The sequence below is a fragment of the Enterobacter asburiae genome (genome assembly GCF_001521715.1).
Taxonomy (GTDB): Bacteria; Pseudomonadota; Gammaproteobacteria; order Enterobacterales; family Enterobacteriaceae; genus Enterobacter; species Enterobacter asburiae.
Genome location: NZ_CP011863.1, coordinates 1,967,152 through 1,981,418, shown reverse-complemented (window position 1 = coordinate 1,981,418; position 14,267 = coordinate 1,967,152). Strand labels below are relative to the sequence as shown.

The window sequence follows — 14,267 nt, the reverse complement described above, 5'->3', positions numbered from 1 at the left end:
TTTTTATGCATCAGGATTACAAAACACGCCTTACCGCACTGAGTGATAAACTCACCGACGTGGTGCTCGAAGAAGCCGATCCGGAAAACTGGCCGGGGGCGGGGAAGAAACCGAGCGAACTGACCAAGGATGAACGCGGCGATCGCTACTGGGATAAGAAGAATGCAGCCGCATCGCTGACGCTGCTGATTAAGGTGCACTCCCTGATTGGCATGCAAACGCGCGGCGGTACGCCATCCGATAATCCAGGTCAGGATGATGAAGCCTTTGCGCTGGGCCAGCAGGTTTCAAAAGCTGAGCGAGAGGCGGCCGCCATTATTGAGCGCCTGCAGAAAGGGAAAAAATGATTTCGTTCCTCGCCTTCTTTTTAATGTGGGCGGAGCGAATGAACTGGGACGTTCCGGACTGCCACTATCAGGCCTGCCACTGGCTGGAGCATCGCGGAAACCTCGCGGTGCTTCGTTGTTTCCGTGGTTTCGGTAAATCAACGATCCTTGCGGTCTATAATGCCTGGCGATACTACTGCGATCGTCAGTACCGCATTCTTCACCAGTCGGAATCAGACGGAACCGCGTATAAAACCAGCCGTGACACTCAGAACGTCCTGCGTAATCATCCGCTGACCAAAGGCATGCTCCCTGACGGGCAGGGAACCGTTGAGCAATGGTGGGTTAATGGCGCGCTGGATTTACGTAACGGCAGCATGTACGCAAAAGGCATCCTGTCTAACGTAACTTCGGCGCGCGCCAACGAATGCCAGAACGACGACGTGGAGGTACCACGTAATATCCAGACTCCGGAGGCGCGCGAAAAGCTGCGCTATCGACTGGGAGAGCAAACCCACATCCTGATCCCCGGCGGCCGCAAGCTTTATATCGGTACACCGCACACACATGACAGCCTTTATGATGAGGTGGAGTCTATGGGGGCCGACTGTCTTACCATCCGGTTATTTGATAAAGAAAAGCGCATTGAAGCGAAAGAGGCCTCGCAGCTGCGCTACGCCGTGCCTTTTCGCCCGGATTATGTTTTTGCTGGCATCCACAAGGCGGCGCGGCTGTTGGTCGAAAATGTGGATTATAAGCTGACCGCCGACGGCGTTGAGTTTGCGGCCGCACCGGACACGGTTATCGATTTTTATGCAGACTGCGCCTAGCCTGAACGGTTCACCCGTGAAGAAATGGAAAACCGCCGCAAAGAAACCCGCACGATTAACGAGTGGGATAGCCAGTATCAGCTGCACAGTAAACCCGTTGGAGACGTTCGCCTCGACCCTGACCGCATCCGGGAATACAACATTCATCCTCAAATTCGCTATGCGAACCGTACGGCTTCGCTGTGGCTGGGTAACGTGCAAATCGTTGGTGCGGTCGCCTGGTGGGATGTGGCAACCGGTAAAGTTAAGGCCGACGCCTCGGCGTTCTCTCTGATACTTACCGACGCACGCGGCCACCTGTACTGGCATGTCTGCCAGGAGCTTACGGGGGAGCTGGCCGAATTCGACGACAACGACAAAATCACTGGCGGCCAGGTGGCGCAGATAAAAGAGTTGGTGCTCAAATATCAGATCCCGGTTGTGTGCGTTGAGGTAAACGGACCCGGCAGCTTCGCGGGTAAATTGCTGCGTCAGGCGCTCAAGGGTACCAGCTGTGGTGTTCGGGAAGAATTCAGCATCACTAACAAGCAGAAACGTATCCTTGACGCGTTTGAAGCGCCGCTGTCGTCGCGATTCCTGTGGGCACATACTGACGTGCTCGACGGCCCTGTGTACGACCAGATGCGTGACTTTAACCCGGCGTTGACCAACCAGCCGGACGACTTTATAGACTCTGGCGCGGGAGCAATAAGTCAGACCCCTGTACGCATCGGGAAAGTGGTCGGGATTCCGACCGGACATGCGCGCGAAGATTGGCGGTTAAGTGACGGAGATCATCTGGTCGACGTCGATTACTAACCTGCCAGAGGTTCCCCATCATGTCGGTACCGAACCAGACTCCGTACATAATTTACAACGCTAACGGTCTGACGACCGTTTTTCCCTTCGAATTTTATATTATCAACGCCAGTGATATACAGGTGACCATTAACGGGACACCGGTCACCAGCGGTTATAGCGTCTCGGGTGCGGGCAACGTCGGTGGCGGAGATGTCATTTTTATCACTCCACCAGCCAACGGCTCTGTCGTGATGCTGGAGCGCGTGGTACCAACATACCGGCTCACAGATTACCAGGACAACGGCGACTTATTGGCTGATACGGTTAATAAAGACTTTGATCGTCTATGGATGGCTATTCAACGGTCATTTATTTATCTTGGGCTGGCACTTCGCCGGCCGCTTTTCGGTGGTCCATTTAATGCCGAAGGGTACCGGATTGAAAAGCTTGCGGATCCGGTGAACCCTCAGGACGCTGCTACGAAAAATTATGTTGAGTCGGTTTCCTTAGCAAAAGTTTTACGCGTTCCGGAAAGCTCAGTAAAAGCTGTCCCCCCTGTAAGTCAACGCGCAGATAAACTTCTGGCATTCAACGCGGATGGCGACCCAATTGCTGTTCTTCCTGAATCTGGTTCAGCTGCGGATGTTTTAATAGAACTGGCAAAGCCAACTGGTGCAAATCTTTCGTGGTTTAAGCAGCCGGGGGTGGTAGAAGCTATTAGTTCTCCTGTTTCTGCACGCTTCATCAGAAAGTTAGATGCTGTTGCCGACTTTGGTGCTGATCCTACCGGGGCGACCGATTCTTATGCGGCCCTTCAGGCATGGGCTGATGCCTGTACCAGTAATGCTTACGTGACGGCAACAATTAATGGGATCTTCAAAATTAGCCAACCAGTTACATTTGTTGGGTTGCAGGGCCTTACGTTAATTGGTAATTGCTTTATCTATCCAATGTATACATCAGGAACTCACGTTCTTGGTTTCAAAAATGGTGCTGGTTTACGAATTTATGGCCGGGTTGAGGCTTCTGGGGTAAACCTTTTAGGAATTAAATCGGCATGCAAGCTATGGAGCGATGGTTCAGGAATTAGTTTCTCATACCTCTATGGATTGATTGGTAGTTATGCTCTGGTTGGTATTCAGTTCGGAGATTTGGCCTATCCTGGAGCTTTGGTTTCAGAGATGTCGTTAATGGGAGGGCATACGGTTGGTACTCCATGTGCTGTTAAGGCTATTGGTACTCAATGTTACATTAATATTATTGGCTTCGATGCGGTATCTGGTGCAGCAGGAGATCTCGAGCCTGTAACCCAATACACAATTACTATTGTAGGAGCACAAGTCAAACATATTGGTGGTGAATTGCAGCACAATAACAATATTTTTGGCGCAGGCGTGTTATTGTCACCAATAGCAGACCCTGATTTCGGTAATACTTATGGGAACTATTCAAGCTCAGAGGTGCATACTGAATGCGCAGCACAGCGCGTATTAATAGCAAATTTAGATGGTGTACCATCACCTATAAGTAACAGATCATCGGTATCAGTTTATGGGGACCATGGATACCACTCTCAAGATAATGGTGGTCTGATATCAGTTCATGATTCATCTTTAGCTGACTACGCTGGTAGTATCCACACTGATAATATGAGTCTGTATGCTCCGGTACAAAGAATTCAGCCAAACATTGTTGCTGGCCCGTTGACACATGTTTACTACGATGAAAGAGGATTCGGCACCAACTTCGTAAAAGGTTTGCAGGCTGTCTCTGGTGGAATACTGCATTTTACAGAAAGACCTGTTGCAATTCTTAAAAATGCTAATGGGCAGACATTAAATACATCGTTAAATACTGTTATATGGACAGAGCCAACGTTTAATGATGATACATATAGATGGCGAACTAATATATCATCCGGCGTTTTTACTGTGCCCACTGGCGGTTTAAAAAACGTAAAAGTTGATTCTGTAATTAGAATTAACTCTGGGGCTACAGTTTCACTAGATATTTTTGTTACGCCGTCAGGAAGTTCGCCAATAGTTAGATCTCTTACAATGCCAAAAGCCACTACTGCAAACGTATCTACTTTTCTTGGTGATTTAGCGGCTGGAGATAAGGTGTTTGCACAGGCAAAAATTGATTCTGGGACAGCGCAAACTAATGGCGGCGCTCTGGAAATGATGGTGATTACTGCGTCACGATAATAAAAAAGCCCCTTTGAGGGGCTTTTATTTTATGGCTCAACGATGACGCCAGAATATATCTCTACAGTTTTTGAATTATATATTCCTATTTTTATTTTCTTAATCTTGTCTAGTTCTAAGTTTTTAGCGTCGCTGTAAGTATACCAGTAACCATCAATAAATAGTGCTTGCTCAACGGTATCTTTATTTAATGTCGAACCGTCTTCCATGAAAACATGAGAGTACAACGCATATCCATTGTTAAACAGTTTATTTATATCGCCTACTGTGCGATATAATATTTTCGTATCACCTGAAATTTTATCATGGAAAAGACAAACACTTTCAAGTGTAACGCCATCAAAGATACGCTGTCCTACCTTAACATAATTACACTTACTTAACGCTGAATAATCGAATCCAATTTGTTTTTCTGTAATGGTGTTAACACCAAAATGGTAAAGCATGTACGGGTTCTGAAAAACTGGATAGCCATCAGTGGTTTTTAGAAGCCTTGGGAAGTAATAATTAGGGATTACAGGGTCTTTGCTACCATTAGAAATTTGCTCTGCCAACATCTCCATTCTTATCTTTTCTTGCTTCCATGTGCTTAAAACAGAATGAGTAAAGAAGGTGTAAGATGGAATAAAGTATACGATACAGAACAATAAAACCACACCAGGAGCGACTAACCTTGCAATATTGGAATTGTTTTCAGCAAACCCAGAGATTATAAACGATGTGGCTATCAGGAGCATGAAAAGCGCGCCAACATACGCTCTTGCTGGCATGTATGGAGACGCAAGGAAGGCGGCATTGCACATAAGAGCAGCGATAAAAAACACCGTAGCTGCAACAAACGGTTTGCGGTCCTTGATTCCAATTATTGCGTGGCATAGGACCATAAAAATAATTACTAGGTATACCTGCCAAAAGCCTGTAAGAGAGTCAGGCATTCTCGTAAACAACTGAAGGTCCAGCTTGTCTAAAAACGACAGAGAATGCCAATCAGTAAAGACCAGTGAGCGCTTGGCGGAGCCAGGGCTAAGAAGAAGAACCGCTGCTCCAGCCAACAACCCTATCAGATATGGGTAAGATACATTTAATTTTCTTGTGTATACCAGATAGCCAGTTGTAAGGAGAATAAGAACTACAGATGTGTTTTCATTTGAGCAACCTGCGAGAAATCCCATTGCTAATGCGAGTGGTAATTTCCATGCTGCCATTTTCTCTTTCTGAAGAGCAACGATCACCATGAATAATGAGACATACATGGACGGCCATAGGTAGTTAGCAGAGCCAACGAACCAGAATGATGTTTCGCCAAGAGCAGGGTTTGCTATCCACATGAGAGTGAAAATTACAACCATCCCAATAGGGTATAGTTTGAATTTTCCGCGCAATACTGCACATGGAATAGAAGAAATCAGCACAGCTATTGCAGTGAAAGCCATAGCGTTAAGGCTCATATACACCGTATGGCTGGCGTATTTCATCATGTAAGCGCTGAATATGTTTGTGACTATTCGTCCGCTCCACTCTTTATAGTGCCCAAGCTGGTCATGCAAATTAGCAATGGCCATATAGAAATAGTCGTCAGAAAGGTGCGGGACGTGCAGACTCGGAATTAGCACCAGAATGAAAATAGCTGTAATTGTTAATATTGATGAGACCTTCATCTTCATTTTGTGTCCTTTCTCTTAATCAGGTATCTAGGTCGCATTTTGACCTCATTATAAATCCTTCCAATGTACTCCCCTAGTACTCCTATCCCTATCAACTGGACTCCACCAAGGAAAAGTATTGAAACTATCAGGGAGGGGTAACCACGAACTGCATTGCCAAACGCAACGGTGTCGATAATCATCCATGCCCCGTAAATGAAAGCAACACTGGCGACAAATAGGCCTATATAAGTCCAAATGCGCAGGGGGAAAGTAGAAAAACTGGTAATTCCCTCAAGAGCTAGGTTCCACAGCTTCCACCCATTGAACTTTGTGCTTCCGGCAACGCGTTCTGCGCGGGCGTATTCGACTACGTCAGTAGTTCCACCGACCCAACTTAATACCCCTTTCATAAAAAGGTTTCGCTCAGGCATGAGCTTAATGTTTTCTACCACCTCCCGAGACATAAGACGGAAATCACCAACGTTTTCTTCTATCTGCGGGTTACTAATTTTGTTGTGCAGCTTGTAGAACCACTCAGCGGTTTTTCGCTTGAGCCTGCCATCAGTAGAGCGGTCAGAACGCTTTGCCAGTACCATATCTGCCCCGGACTGCCACTTCTCTATTAGATGCGGAATGACTTCAATGGGGTCTTGCAGATCTACATCAATCGGGATAACTGCGTCACCAGAGGCGTGATCGAGGCCGGCGAAGAGGGCTGGCTCCTTGCCAAAGTTCCTGGTGAATGACAGAGATATTACGAGCGGATCTGCAACTGAGATAGCACTTATGATTGATTCAGTGGCATCCTTGCTTCCGTCATTGACAAAGACTATCTCTACTTCATGCTGCTTGAGTGCATCAAACTCCCGAACGGTTTTATAGAAGATGGGAATAGCTTCCTCTTCATTAAATACCGGAACGACCAGAGAAATTTTCATTTCGCATCCCTAAATACAATGAACTTTGAATATATAAATCCGCATACTAGGCTGATAGCGGAGAACACGATTAACGTGATGGGTGGTGCCAGGCCAGACTTATCAGCAGTCCAGCCCACTATTGCGCTCAGGGCGCCCATGAACCCTACATAAAGCATGTATCGCATAGTCGTGGTTGATGATTTGAACGTGAATCTGGCATTTGCGAAGAAGCTGAACGATACAGCCACAACAAACCCGGCAAGGTTACCGAGCGCCTGACTTGTATTAAATGCATAGATACAAATGGCAAACACCACCCAGTGAATGAGTGTGTTGATGACACCTATCGATGTGTATCGGGCGAATAACTTTAACATTATAAAAATCAGTGAATTCTAAAAGGTCTGAAGTGTAGCACCACAATAACTCTGGATCGACATTCTCTATATGGTCAGGATTCCGACCGTAGCCTAACCATACTCTTGCGGGACTACATAAATTTCCCTCCGGGGTAAGGTTTGGGGATGAATCCGCAAAACAACTGGCTGTCCTGGATCGGCAATGGGTTAACCACCCTTGCAGCTTATCTCGGCATTACCACGCTTGATTTAACATATCTCGTGCTTGCAGTTCTCGGTTTCCTGCTATCGTTTCTTGGCTGGCTTGACCGCCGGGCAAAGATTAAAGCTGATCGCCACGCATCCGCAGAACGTCTGGCATTAGACCGCCAGCGTACAAGAGCGGTTATCGAGTTCCTGAGCAAGTCTGATTCACACAACCTCGAACAGGCCGACGAAGTTGTCGCTAAAGTCCAGCGGGTGATGACTGAAACGGAGATTCAATCATGAATAGCCGGGCGAAACTAAGTGCCGCCGTTCTGGGGCTGGTACTCGCTGGTGCACCAGCATCGGTCATTCTCGATCAGTTCCTGAATGAGAAAGAGGGAAACAGTCTCACCGCGTACAAAGATGGCAGTGGCATCTGGACGATCTGCCGTGGCGCCACAATGGTTGATGGCAAGCCGGTGATACCGGGTATGAAACTGACGCAGGCGAAATGCGACCAGGTAAACGCCATTGAACGTAATAAGGCGCTGGCATGGGTAGACCGCAACATCAAGGTACCGCTGACAGAGCCGCAGAAAGCCGGGATTGCATCCTTCTGTCCGTACAACATCGGACCCGGCAAATGCTTCCCGTCAACGTTCTATAAGCGAATGAATGCCGGTGACCGAAAAGGGGCATGTGAGGCGATCCGCTGGTGGATCAAAGACGGGGGCCGTGACTGTAGACTGACCAAAGGTCAGAAGAATGGCTGCTATGGTCAGGTTGAGCGTCGGGATCAGGAAAGCGCGTTAGCGTGCTGGGGGATAGACCAGTGACGATAAAAGCAAAGCTGTTAGCGCTGGCCGTTCTGCTGGCGTTTTTTGTCGGTACCTTTTATGTAGGCTACCTCAAAGGGTGGTATGCGCACAGCGAGCACGTTAACAGCCAGGAAAAAGCGAAGCAGAAGAAAGCTGAGAAAGCCGTCGCCATCGGCGAGCAGAAAGCGGCGGCGGCCAGTGCAGAGGGTAAAGTGATTTACCGGACCATTTACCGAGACGTGGTGAAATATGTTAACGACCCGAATCATGTTAAGTGCGATTTTGACGATCACGCTGTGCAGCTGCGTCAGCGAGCCCTCGACGCGGCCAACTCCATCAGCGGATTTGATGCAGGAGCCGTGCAAGGGAGCGAGTAAAGCTGGAACAGACAGCGACGAAGATCTGCAAGCAGACATCGAAACAGCGGAATGCCTGCGCCAGTTACGGCTGGATAAGTATCGTTGGCAAGCGTGGTACAGGGCTACGGAATGAAGCATTATTATTCACTAATCATTCCGAAGATTGGCACCAAAGAGGTTGTAAGTGCATGTATTTAAGGTGGTGTCATTTTTGGTTATGTTCGGATAAATTTCCTAACGCATTGATTTTAATGATTTTAACAACCAATTTAAAATCCCTCGGCGTTCGCGCTGTGTGGGTTCAAGTCCCACTCCGGCTACCATGGGAAAAAGCAGAATAATCAAAGCAATAAGCAGTGTCGTGAAACCACCTACGGGTGGTTTTTTTGTGCCTGAAATTCATGTCCTGTGCATATCCTGTGCTCACGGGGTGCAATGAGCTGCAATCTCCAGCCTGGCAATGCCGAATCGAACGTGTCGCCTCCAGCATAGAGAACCAGGTCGCTTTGCCTGTTTTCCGGTACTCTTCCGGGAAGGGGGGCCTGCTGAGCAAACTGTAATGTTCTAGCCACCCCGAGTACGAAGTTGCTTAATTCGTGCAATCACCTCTTCTCTGTACTTCTGGTGTCCGCGCATAGCCCTTGGATGGGCAATTCTGAAACAGATTGTATTACCTGTTTTGAACTCCCATAGCTTCCCCGAAATGACTGAAGAAGTCTCATAGCCGCCTAGCTCAGTAAGCACCTGTTTTATGATGTAGTCTGTTCTCCGTGCTCCGGATGCAAAGATGATGAAATCAGGCTCAAGGTGTTTAATTTGTACCGCCAGCAGCTTCAGCGAGGCTAATATGACTTCCTGCACTTCATTTTGAGGGCGATTGAGAGGGGTCAGTCCGTCGTAATCCCACGCCAGTAGATTGGCATACACGATAGCCTGAGGAGGAAAATTTAGCTCCCGGGCCAGTCGGAAATGATATTGCGTGAAGCGGCTACGTGATTTGAGGTTGGTGGTGCCATAATTTTGTACCGGAAGATGTTTCCTGTAACGATCTACAGCTTCTTCAACCACCTGCCCGATGGTGACGTCAGGCATAAGTCCCAACACCCGTGATATCGTATTCTTACCATTCAGCGTATTCCAGCCAGCGGTTTCACGTCCAACCAGCATGATTTTTACCGGTGAATGCCAGTATTCTTCAAACGGCACGGGTAAAAAGACGCCTGAGTATTTATCTTCATTCAGGTTAAATGACTGGGCGTCAACTTCCTGTAATATCCGTTTGTACGCGTCTAATAGCCTTTCCATTCTTCAATCCTGCCCCGTAATAAAAACACCTTCAGATATATATTATTTTCATGATATCAATCAGATATATGAGGATAAATATGCAAAAATCCTTCCGATTCACCAATTCATCCATCAAAGCCCTTCCGGCAAACACAGATACCCGATCTACAGAGCTTGAGGTATCTGATACCGAGGTCATTGGCCTCAAATGCCTCTCAGGTCGAACGGGTAACAAACGTTTCCTCCTGCGATACACATTCCACGGTACCAAAAAAAGTATCAGTATTGGCAGATTCCCTGAAATTGATGTGGGGACAGCCCGTCAGATAGCCCGCCGTCACAAGGAGGCGATTGCACTGGGAAATGACCCTAAGGCAGAACGCGATAATTATCGTGCTATGCCAACGCTTAGTGAGTTTTTTCACCAGACCTATGTTCCGTTCATCAAACGCCATAAAAAGTCCTGGGATAAGGATGTTCAGCGTTTCACGCAATACATTGAACCTTGTCTGGGGAAGATACGTTACTGTGACCTTCGGGCCCGGGAAATCCAGCAGGTGCTTTTCGACATGCTTGAGGGTCGTATTCACGGCCAGCAGTATGCACCGTCTACCTGTAACAGGGCACTGGCTATTCTGAAAACTATGGGGCGTTATGCGCTACGACAGGATGTCCTGGAGAAGAATGAAGCCGATAAGATCCCTTTGCTGAAGGAGAATAATCAGCGGACGCGCTTTTTTGACGCCGATGAGATCAGAAGGATCCTCGACGCTGCGGCACGATACCCCAATAAGGCAGCCGGGGGACTGATAGCCATGCTGCTGTTAACCGGTACTCGCAAATCAGAAATGCTGAATGTCATGCACAAACATATTGATCGGGATAACAGGTCGTTATTCATTCCTTATACTAAGAATGGTCGAAGCAGAACTGTGTATCTCAGTGATGTTGCATTATCTATTATTGATTCGATCCCACGGGCTGGCAGCAACCCCTATCTGTTTGCCGTAAAAGATAATGGAAAACCAATATCAGAACCCCGGTGGGCCTATGAAAAAATACTGGCAGAGTGCGGGATAGATAAAAGTGAAGTCTGTTTCCACACTACGCGCCATTCCGTCGCATCATTACTTGTCTCCAGCGGACAGTACAGTCTGTATGACGTTAAAGCCCAGCTTGCACATGCCAGTATTCAGAGTACGGAGCGCTACGCAAAACTGACACCAGAGCGAATGCGTCAGACCGGGCAGGGTGTTACCGACCTTCTTTTACCCCCCGTAGCTACCAGTAAAGAACAGTGATTTTTGCATCTCTTAAACGTGGAGAATGATTATGCCGTTAAAGTGCCCTAAGTGCGGTAGTCGGAATACAGTCACAGAAACTGCCGGAAATATAGCAAAGGTGACTCGCGATGACCGGTTTCTGACATCGACATCCGGTTATATTAGCCCGGAGCAATTACCAGAATTGCTTAAAGAAATCATCAGGGCGATACAGCGTCTATTTGGATTCCTTGAACAGCGTGAAAGGAATAATGCGCCAGTGCTTATCTGCAAGGATTGTGGATATTATGAAAGAATATAGATGACCACTGAAGGCAATTCCAGATTCTTTACCCTGTCTATGTAATCCCGATACTTAAAACGTATCGGGTTTTTTGTTTATGAGGATTATTCAATGAAGTTTATCGCTAACTGGCAAAGTCTGCCATCACTATCTCTTCCGGAGTCAGTAATGAGTCTGTTGAAAACAGAGCTGGTACTCCCATTTGAAGATGAATACTCTGCAATGAGTTTCTGGGATGAAGTCGGGGTGACATTAATATATGTCGAGCCCGATGATGTACCTGAAGATATTAAAGCGCAGGTATTAAATGTGATTCATCAGTTAATTTCAAATCCAGAATTTGTAGTCCGTCTGACAGATGACTATTACCTGATGCTTTCTGTTACGGAAGATAACGGGAACGGTATTTATCTGTTATTTCACCCCGATTGCCCTCTGAAGGGTATTGATTTATTAATTTCTATGGCCGAATCACGCTATTAAACACAAGCAAAACCAGGAACGCAAAATGAGTAAATCAAAATTAGTTAAAAATAATGTTGAGTCAGTTTCGAAGGAGATTAAAAATGAGGCAGAGGTTATTCATGAAAATCTCAGTGCAGATGAACAAACATTATCTGATGTAAAAGACTATCAGTTGCTCATTGAAACAGGCCAGGCAGAAAAAATCAGTCCTAAGGCAAGTGGTATGCTGACATGGCAACTGGCGATATCAGAGGTGGACAATGAACTTTATCTTCGTCTGGTGGCAAATGGCTGTGGAGGGTTGTTCTCTAAGGACTGGATCTCACTTTCAAAGATTGCAACTGTTCTGGAAACACAACCTGCTACCGGCTTCTCATCCGGAGTATTCAGGCCGCTATTCAAAGGGGCAAGCGCCAACAATGCAGGTTTTCTGGCTGCTGTTTTACGCTCCCCGGATATATGTCTGCTGGAGGCACATCCAGAGAAGTTATTTACTCATGTATTATACCCGGACTGGAGGGAGCGGTTGAATAAACTTAATACGATCAGTAGCCAGGAAAAGATTACAGAGGATTAATTTATTTCCTGCACTGTTATACAACCAGAAATCACCACACACCACTATTTACTTTCTAAAGGAAAATTTATTATGCAAACCCAATATGTTTTAAAACAGGCAGGATTAACTCTGCCTGTTACTAAAGAATTTCAGCAGCATATTACTACTCTTCTGGCAAATCAGGTTTTACAAAAAATAACTGAGGCAGTGGTTATTAATTTCCGTGATCCGGACTACAGTGCAGAATCCGGGGGCTTTCATCCCGTTGAAATACGGTTTATCCGTAAGAATAATGAATGGTATTTTGATTATGTCACAGATTTCAGTTATATGGGGCGTGTCTACCCTGAGCTGGAAAAAGAAATTGATTTTTGCTGGTCGGGGAATTATGTCTTCCATTATCTGATTGGGGATATTTCACTGGCAGCAGAGAGGAATGAACTCTGGTCCCTGTGGGAGCGTAATTTTATGGAGTATCTCTCTATGGGGATTTACCGGGTAACGGTAACTGTGGAAAGTTGTTGACCCGTTATGAACAGGAAGAAAGCGGGCGGCTTTGTAATCTACTGCATGTGGCGTGCATCACAGCATGGAGATGATGTCTCTTTTTCCTGGCTGTTCGCATAAACAAGTGCAGACACGGGGGATCTCAGATCCCTCGTGATTTTTGCCCCCTATGGTGCATTCTCCAGTAGCAGGGTGATAACGGTTAATCCATTACCCCAACGACAGTATTACACCGGTAATAAATATTCATGAATACAGTCAGTTATGTGGGTTTTGAGGTGGACTATGTCATCGTTGACGATAACTGAAGGTTTTACAGATGTATAAAACTCGCGGTGAAAGGATCGCAGAAAGGCTGTGCTGGATATTACTTCAACTGTATACCGGTAATACGGTATCGGTTAATGATATATGTCAGCGTTTCGCGGTCAGTCGCCGAACCGGACAGCGTGATTTGTTGAGAGTTGAAACTGTAACGGAAACTATTTCACCTGGAAGGGTAAGGCTGGCAAATTTGATAAGGGAACGAGTTAGACGAAATTTTTAATCGAATCCATATCAATTCTATAAAATATGAAACTTAACGGGAGTAAATATACACTCCCGTTATAATGCAACCTTTTTTTAACTACTCAAATGATATTAATTTGGGGGCGACAGTGTTTTTATGACATGTTAAATTCGCAAGATCAATAATATTATTAAACAATTTTATGTCGTCGTCAGTGAGCTCTACGGCTGGATCAGCTAAATCGGCACAGGTAACATTTAACCAGTGTGTTAATGAATCAATCCTGTTTGAAGTAATATATTCAGTGTGACCAACATTCCACTTCCAGTTGATTATCCGAGCAGGTCTGAATCTCACCTCCCGAACCCCAATTGGTGTTACTGACTCAACGAGAGGGTATATCGTGTTAAGTACTTTATCATGTTCACTGTAGATATTTAAATGCCCCATTTTTGAACCGTAAGCCATTTTCATTATGTTCTCTGTATAACTTGTTATTGGGGTGGCTCCGGCCATAGAGATTGTTAAGAGAATATTATCATTTTTAATATAGGGTAATGTATTGTTTATTAATCGAGTCCCTAAAGAATGACCCATTATGATCACATTACGCTTTTCTTTAACGTATATCTCGTTTATTACGTGTGCTAATTTTTCTCTGTTATTAACTGCTGCTTTCGTTGCATTATACCAGGCCTGACGCGCTTTAAATGGGATGGAGATTGATGGCAATAAAGGAGATGTTCTCAGGGGGAAGAGAGTATATAACCCCCACTTGTTCGCTATGTCAGAACTTAATATGGATAGTAGATTTGCCGATTCCCATTTATAGTATCTGACATCAAGGCCACACCCTGCTTTAATTCGGTTAAACCATGATATATCATTTTCGGTCAGAAACCCTGATACAACAAGAAGAACCGGGCATTTTTTCATGGTAA

At 46.0% G+C, this 14,267-nt stretch carries 14 protein-coding genes and 1 pseudogene; 10 read left to right on the top strand and 5 right to left on the bottom strand.

The genetic code is table 11. The features are described 5' to 3' along the window. Positions 1–5: 5 nt before the first annotated feature. The 3 genes and pseudogenes from ACJ69_RS09720 (at position 6) to ACJ69_RS25570 (ending at position 4,143) form a co-directional block, all read left to right on the top strand. Complete coding sequence (locus ACJ69_RS09720; RefSeq protein WP_047359753.1) at positions 6–347, top strand: hypothetical protein; 342 nt, start codon at positions 6–8, stop codon at positions 345–347. After that, a pseudogene (terL, locus tag ACJ69_RS25910) lies at positions 344–1,954 on the top strand (phage terminase large subunit). Before ACJ69_RS09720 ends, terL begins: the two are co-directional and overlap by 4 nt. A 20-nt stretch (positions 1,955–1,974) precedes the next feature. Next, a complete protein-coding gene (locus tag ACJ69_RS25570) occupies positions 1,975–4,143 on the top strand; it encodes a phage tail fiber domain-containing protein (protein WP_059346962.1) in 2,169 nt (722 codons plus the stop codon). A gap of 29 nt (positions 4,144–4,172) precedes the next feature. Here the strand turns inward: ACJ69_RS25570 and ACJ69_RS09705 are convergent, their stop codons facing one another. Genes ACJ69_RS09705 through ACJ69_RS09695 form a run of 3 tightly spaced genes read right to left on the bottom strand, consistent with a single transcriptional unit; the run spans position 4,173 to position 7,086 of the window. After that, positions 4,173–5,807: a DUF6056 family protein gene (locus tag ACJ69_RS09705; protein ID WP_059346961.1), complete on the bottom strand. Its 1,635-nt coding sequence runs from the start codon at positions 5,805–5,807 to the stop codon at positions 4,173–4,175. Beyond that, complete coding sequence (locus ACJ69_RS09700) at positions 5,804–6,727, bottom strand: glycosyltransferase family 2 protein (protein WP_059346960.1); 924 nt, start codon at positions 6,725–6,727, stop codon at positions 5,804–5,806. The genes ACJ69_RS09705 and ACJ69_RS09700 overlap by 4 nt, the downstream gene beginning before the upstream one ends. After that, complete coding sequence (locus tag ACJ69_RS09695; RefSeq protein ID WP_054830380.1) at positions 6,724–7,086, bottom strand: GtrA family protein; 363 nt, start codon at positions 7,084–7,086, stop codon at positions 6,724–6,726. Before ACJ69_RS09695 ends, ACJ69_RS09700 begins: the two co-directional genes overlap by 4 nt. Before the next feature lie 147 nt (positions 7,087–7,233). On the opposite strand from ACJ69_RS09695, the gene ACJ69_RS09690 reads away from it, so the two are divergent. The 3 genes from ACJ69_RS09690 to ACJ69_RS09680 are packed head-to-tail and all read left to right on the top strand — an operon-like array spanning position 7,234 to position 8,449. Then, complete coding sequence (locus ACJ69_RS09690) at positions 7,234–7,557, top strand: hypothetical protein (protein ID WP_054830347.1); 324 nt, start codon at positions 7,234–7,236, stop codon at positions 7,555–7,557. Next, on the top strand, positions 7,554–8,090 hold the full coding sequence (locus ACJ69_RS09685) for a lysozyme (RefSeq protein WP_059346959.1): 537 nt from the start codon (positions 7,554–7,556) through the stop codon (positions 8,088–8,090). Before ACJ69_RS09690 ends, ACJ69_RS09685 begins: the two co-directional genes overlap by 4 nt. Continuing rightward, entirely contained in the window at positions 8,087–8,449 is a 363-nt protein-coding gene (locus ACJ69_RS09680; RefSeq protein ID WP_059346958.1) for a hypothetical protein, read from the top strand. The genes ACJ69_RS09685 and ACJ69_RS09680 overlap by 4 nt, the downstream gene beginning before the upstream one ends. A gap of 546 nt (positions 8,450–8,995) precedes the next feature. Here ACJ69_RS09680 and ACJ69_RS09675 read toward each other — a convergent pair. Then, a complete protein-coding gene (locus ACJ69_RS09675; RefSeq protein WP_054829916.1) occupies positions 8,996–9,736 on the bottom strand; it encodes a hypothetical protein in 741 nt (246 codons plus the stop codon). 80 nt (positions 9,737–9,816) lie between these two features. On the opposite strand from ACJ69_RS09675, the gene ACJ69_RS09670 reads away from it, so the two are divergent. The 4 genes from ACJ69_RS09670 (at position 9,817) to ACJ69_RS09655 (ending at position 12,833) form a co-directional block, all read left to right on the top strand. Continuing rightward, positions 9,817–11,019 carry a site-specific integrase gene (locus ACJ69_RS09670; protein WP_032665669.1) on the top strand — a complete coding sequence of 401 codons (1,203 nt, stop codon included), beginning with the start codon at positions 9,817–9,819 and terminating at the stop codon, positions 11,017–11,019. 376 nt (positions 11,020–11,395) lie between these two features. Then, positions 11,396–11,767, top strand: a complete 372-nt coding sequence (locus ACJ69_RS09665) for a hypothetical protein (protein WP_223861943.1) — start codon at positions 11,396–11,398, stop codon at positions 11,765–11,767. Between the two features lie 25 nt (positions 11,768–11,792). After that, a complete protein-coding gene (locus tag ACJ69_RS09660) occupies positions 11,793–12,326 on the top strand; it encodes a hypothetical protein (protein ID WP_000045627.1) in 534 nt (177 codons plus the stop codon). A 72-nt stretch (positions 12,327–12,398) separates the two neighbouring features. Continuing rightward, the gene (locus ACJ69_RS09655; protein ID WP_054829918.1) at positions 12,399–12,833 is read left to right on the top strand and encodes a DUF2787 family protein; all 435 of its coding nucleotides are present in this window, start codon (positions 12,399–12,401) and stop codon (positions 12,831–12,833) included. Positions 12,834–13,443: 610 nt separating this feature from the next. Here ACJ69_RS09655 and ACJ69_RS09650 read toward each other — a convergent pair. Next, positions 13,444–14,262 (bottom strand): DUF726 domain-containing protein, encoded by an 819-nt coding sequence (locus ACJ69_RS09650; protein ID WP_058691009.1) that lies wholly within the window; start codon positions 14,260–14,262, stop codon positions 13,444–13,446. Positions 14,263–14,267: the final 5 nt, after the last annotated feature.

Coding starts and splice junctions, on each gene's coding strand:
- ACJ69_RS09665 (WP_223861943.1), top strand. CDS start 11,396: ATGAAGTTTATCGCTAACTGGCAAAGTCTGCCATCACTATCTCTTCCG.
- ACJ69_RS09650 (WP_058691009.1), bottom strand. CDS start 14,262: ATGAAAAAATGCCCGGTTCTTCTTGTTGTATCAGGGTTTCTGACCGAA.
- ACJ69_RS09695 (WP_054830380.1), bottom strand. CDS start 7,086: ATGTTAAAGTTATTCGCCCGATACACATCGATAGGTGTCATCAACACA.
- ACJ69_RS09655 (WP_054829918.1), top strand. CDS start 12,399: ATGCAAACCCAATATGTTTTAAAACAGGCAGGATTAACTCTGCCTGTT.
- ACJ69_RS09700 (WP_059346960.1), bottom strand. CDS start 6,727: ATGAAAATTTCTCTGGTCGTTCCGGTATTTAATGAAGAGGAAGCTATT.
- ACJ69_RS09705 (WP_059346961.1), bottom strand. CDS start 5,807: ATGAAGATGAAGGTCTCATCAATATTAACAATTACAGCTATTTTCATT.
- ACJ69_RS09670 (WP_032665669.1), top strand. CDS start 9,817: ATGCAAAAATCCTTCCGATTCACCAATTCATCCATCAAAGCCCTTCCG.
- ACJ69_RS09690 (WP_054830347.1), top strand. CDS start 7,234: ATGAATCCGCAAAACAACTGGCTGTCCTGGATCGGCAATGGGTTAACC.
- ACJ69_RS25570 (WP_059346962.1), top strand. CDS start 1,975: ATGTCGGTACCGAACCAGACTCCGTACATAATTTACAACGCTAACGGT.
- ACJ69_RS09675 (WP_054829916.1), bottom strand. CDS start 9,736: ATGGAAAGGCTATTAGACGCGTACAAACGGATATTACAGGAAGTTGAC.
- ACJ69_RS09720 (WP_047359753.1), top strand. CDS start 6: ATGCATCAGGATTACAAAACACGCCTTACCGCACTGAGTGATAAACTC.
- ACJ69_RS09660 (WP_000045627.1), top strand. CDS start 11,793: ATGAGTAAATCAAAATTAGTTAAAAATAATGTTGAGTCAGTTTCGAAG.
- ACJ69_RS09685 (WP_059346959.1), top strand. CDS start 7,554: ATGAATAGCCGGGCGAAACTAAGTGCCGCCGTTCTGGGGCTGGTACTC.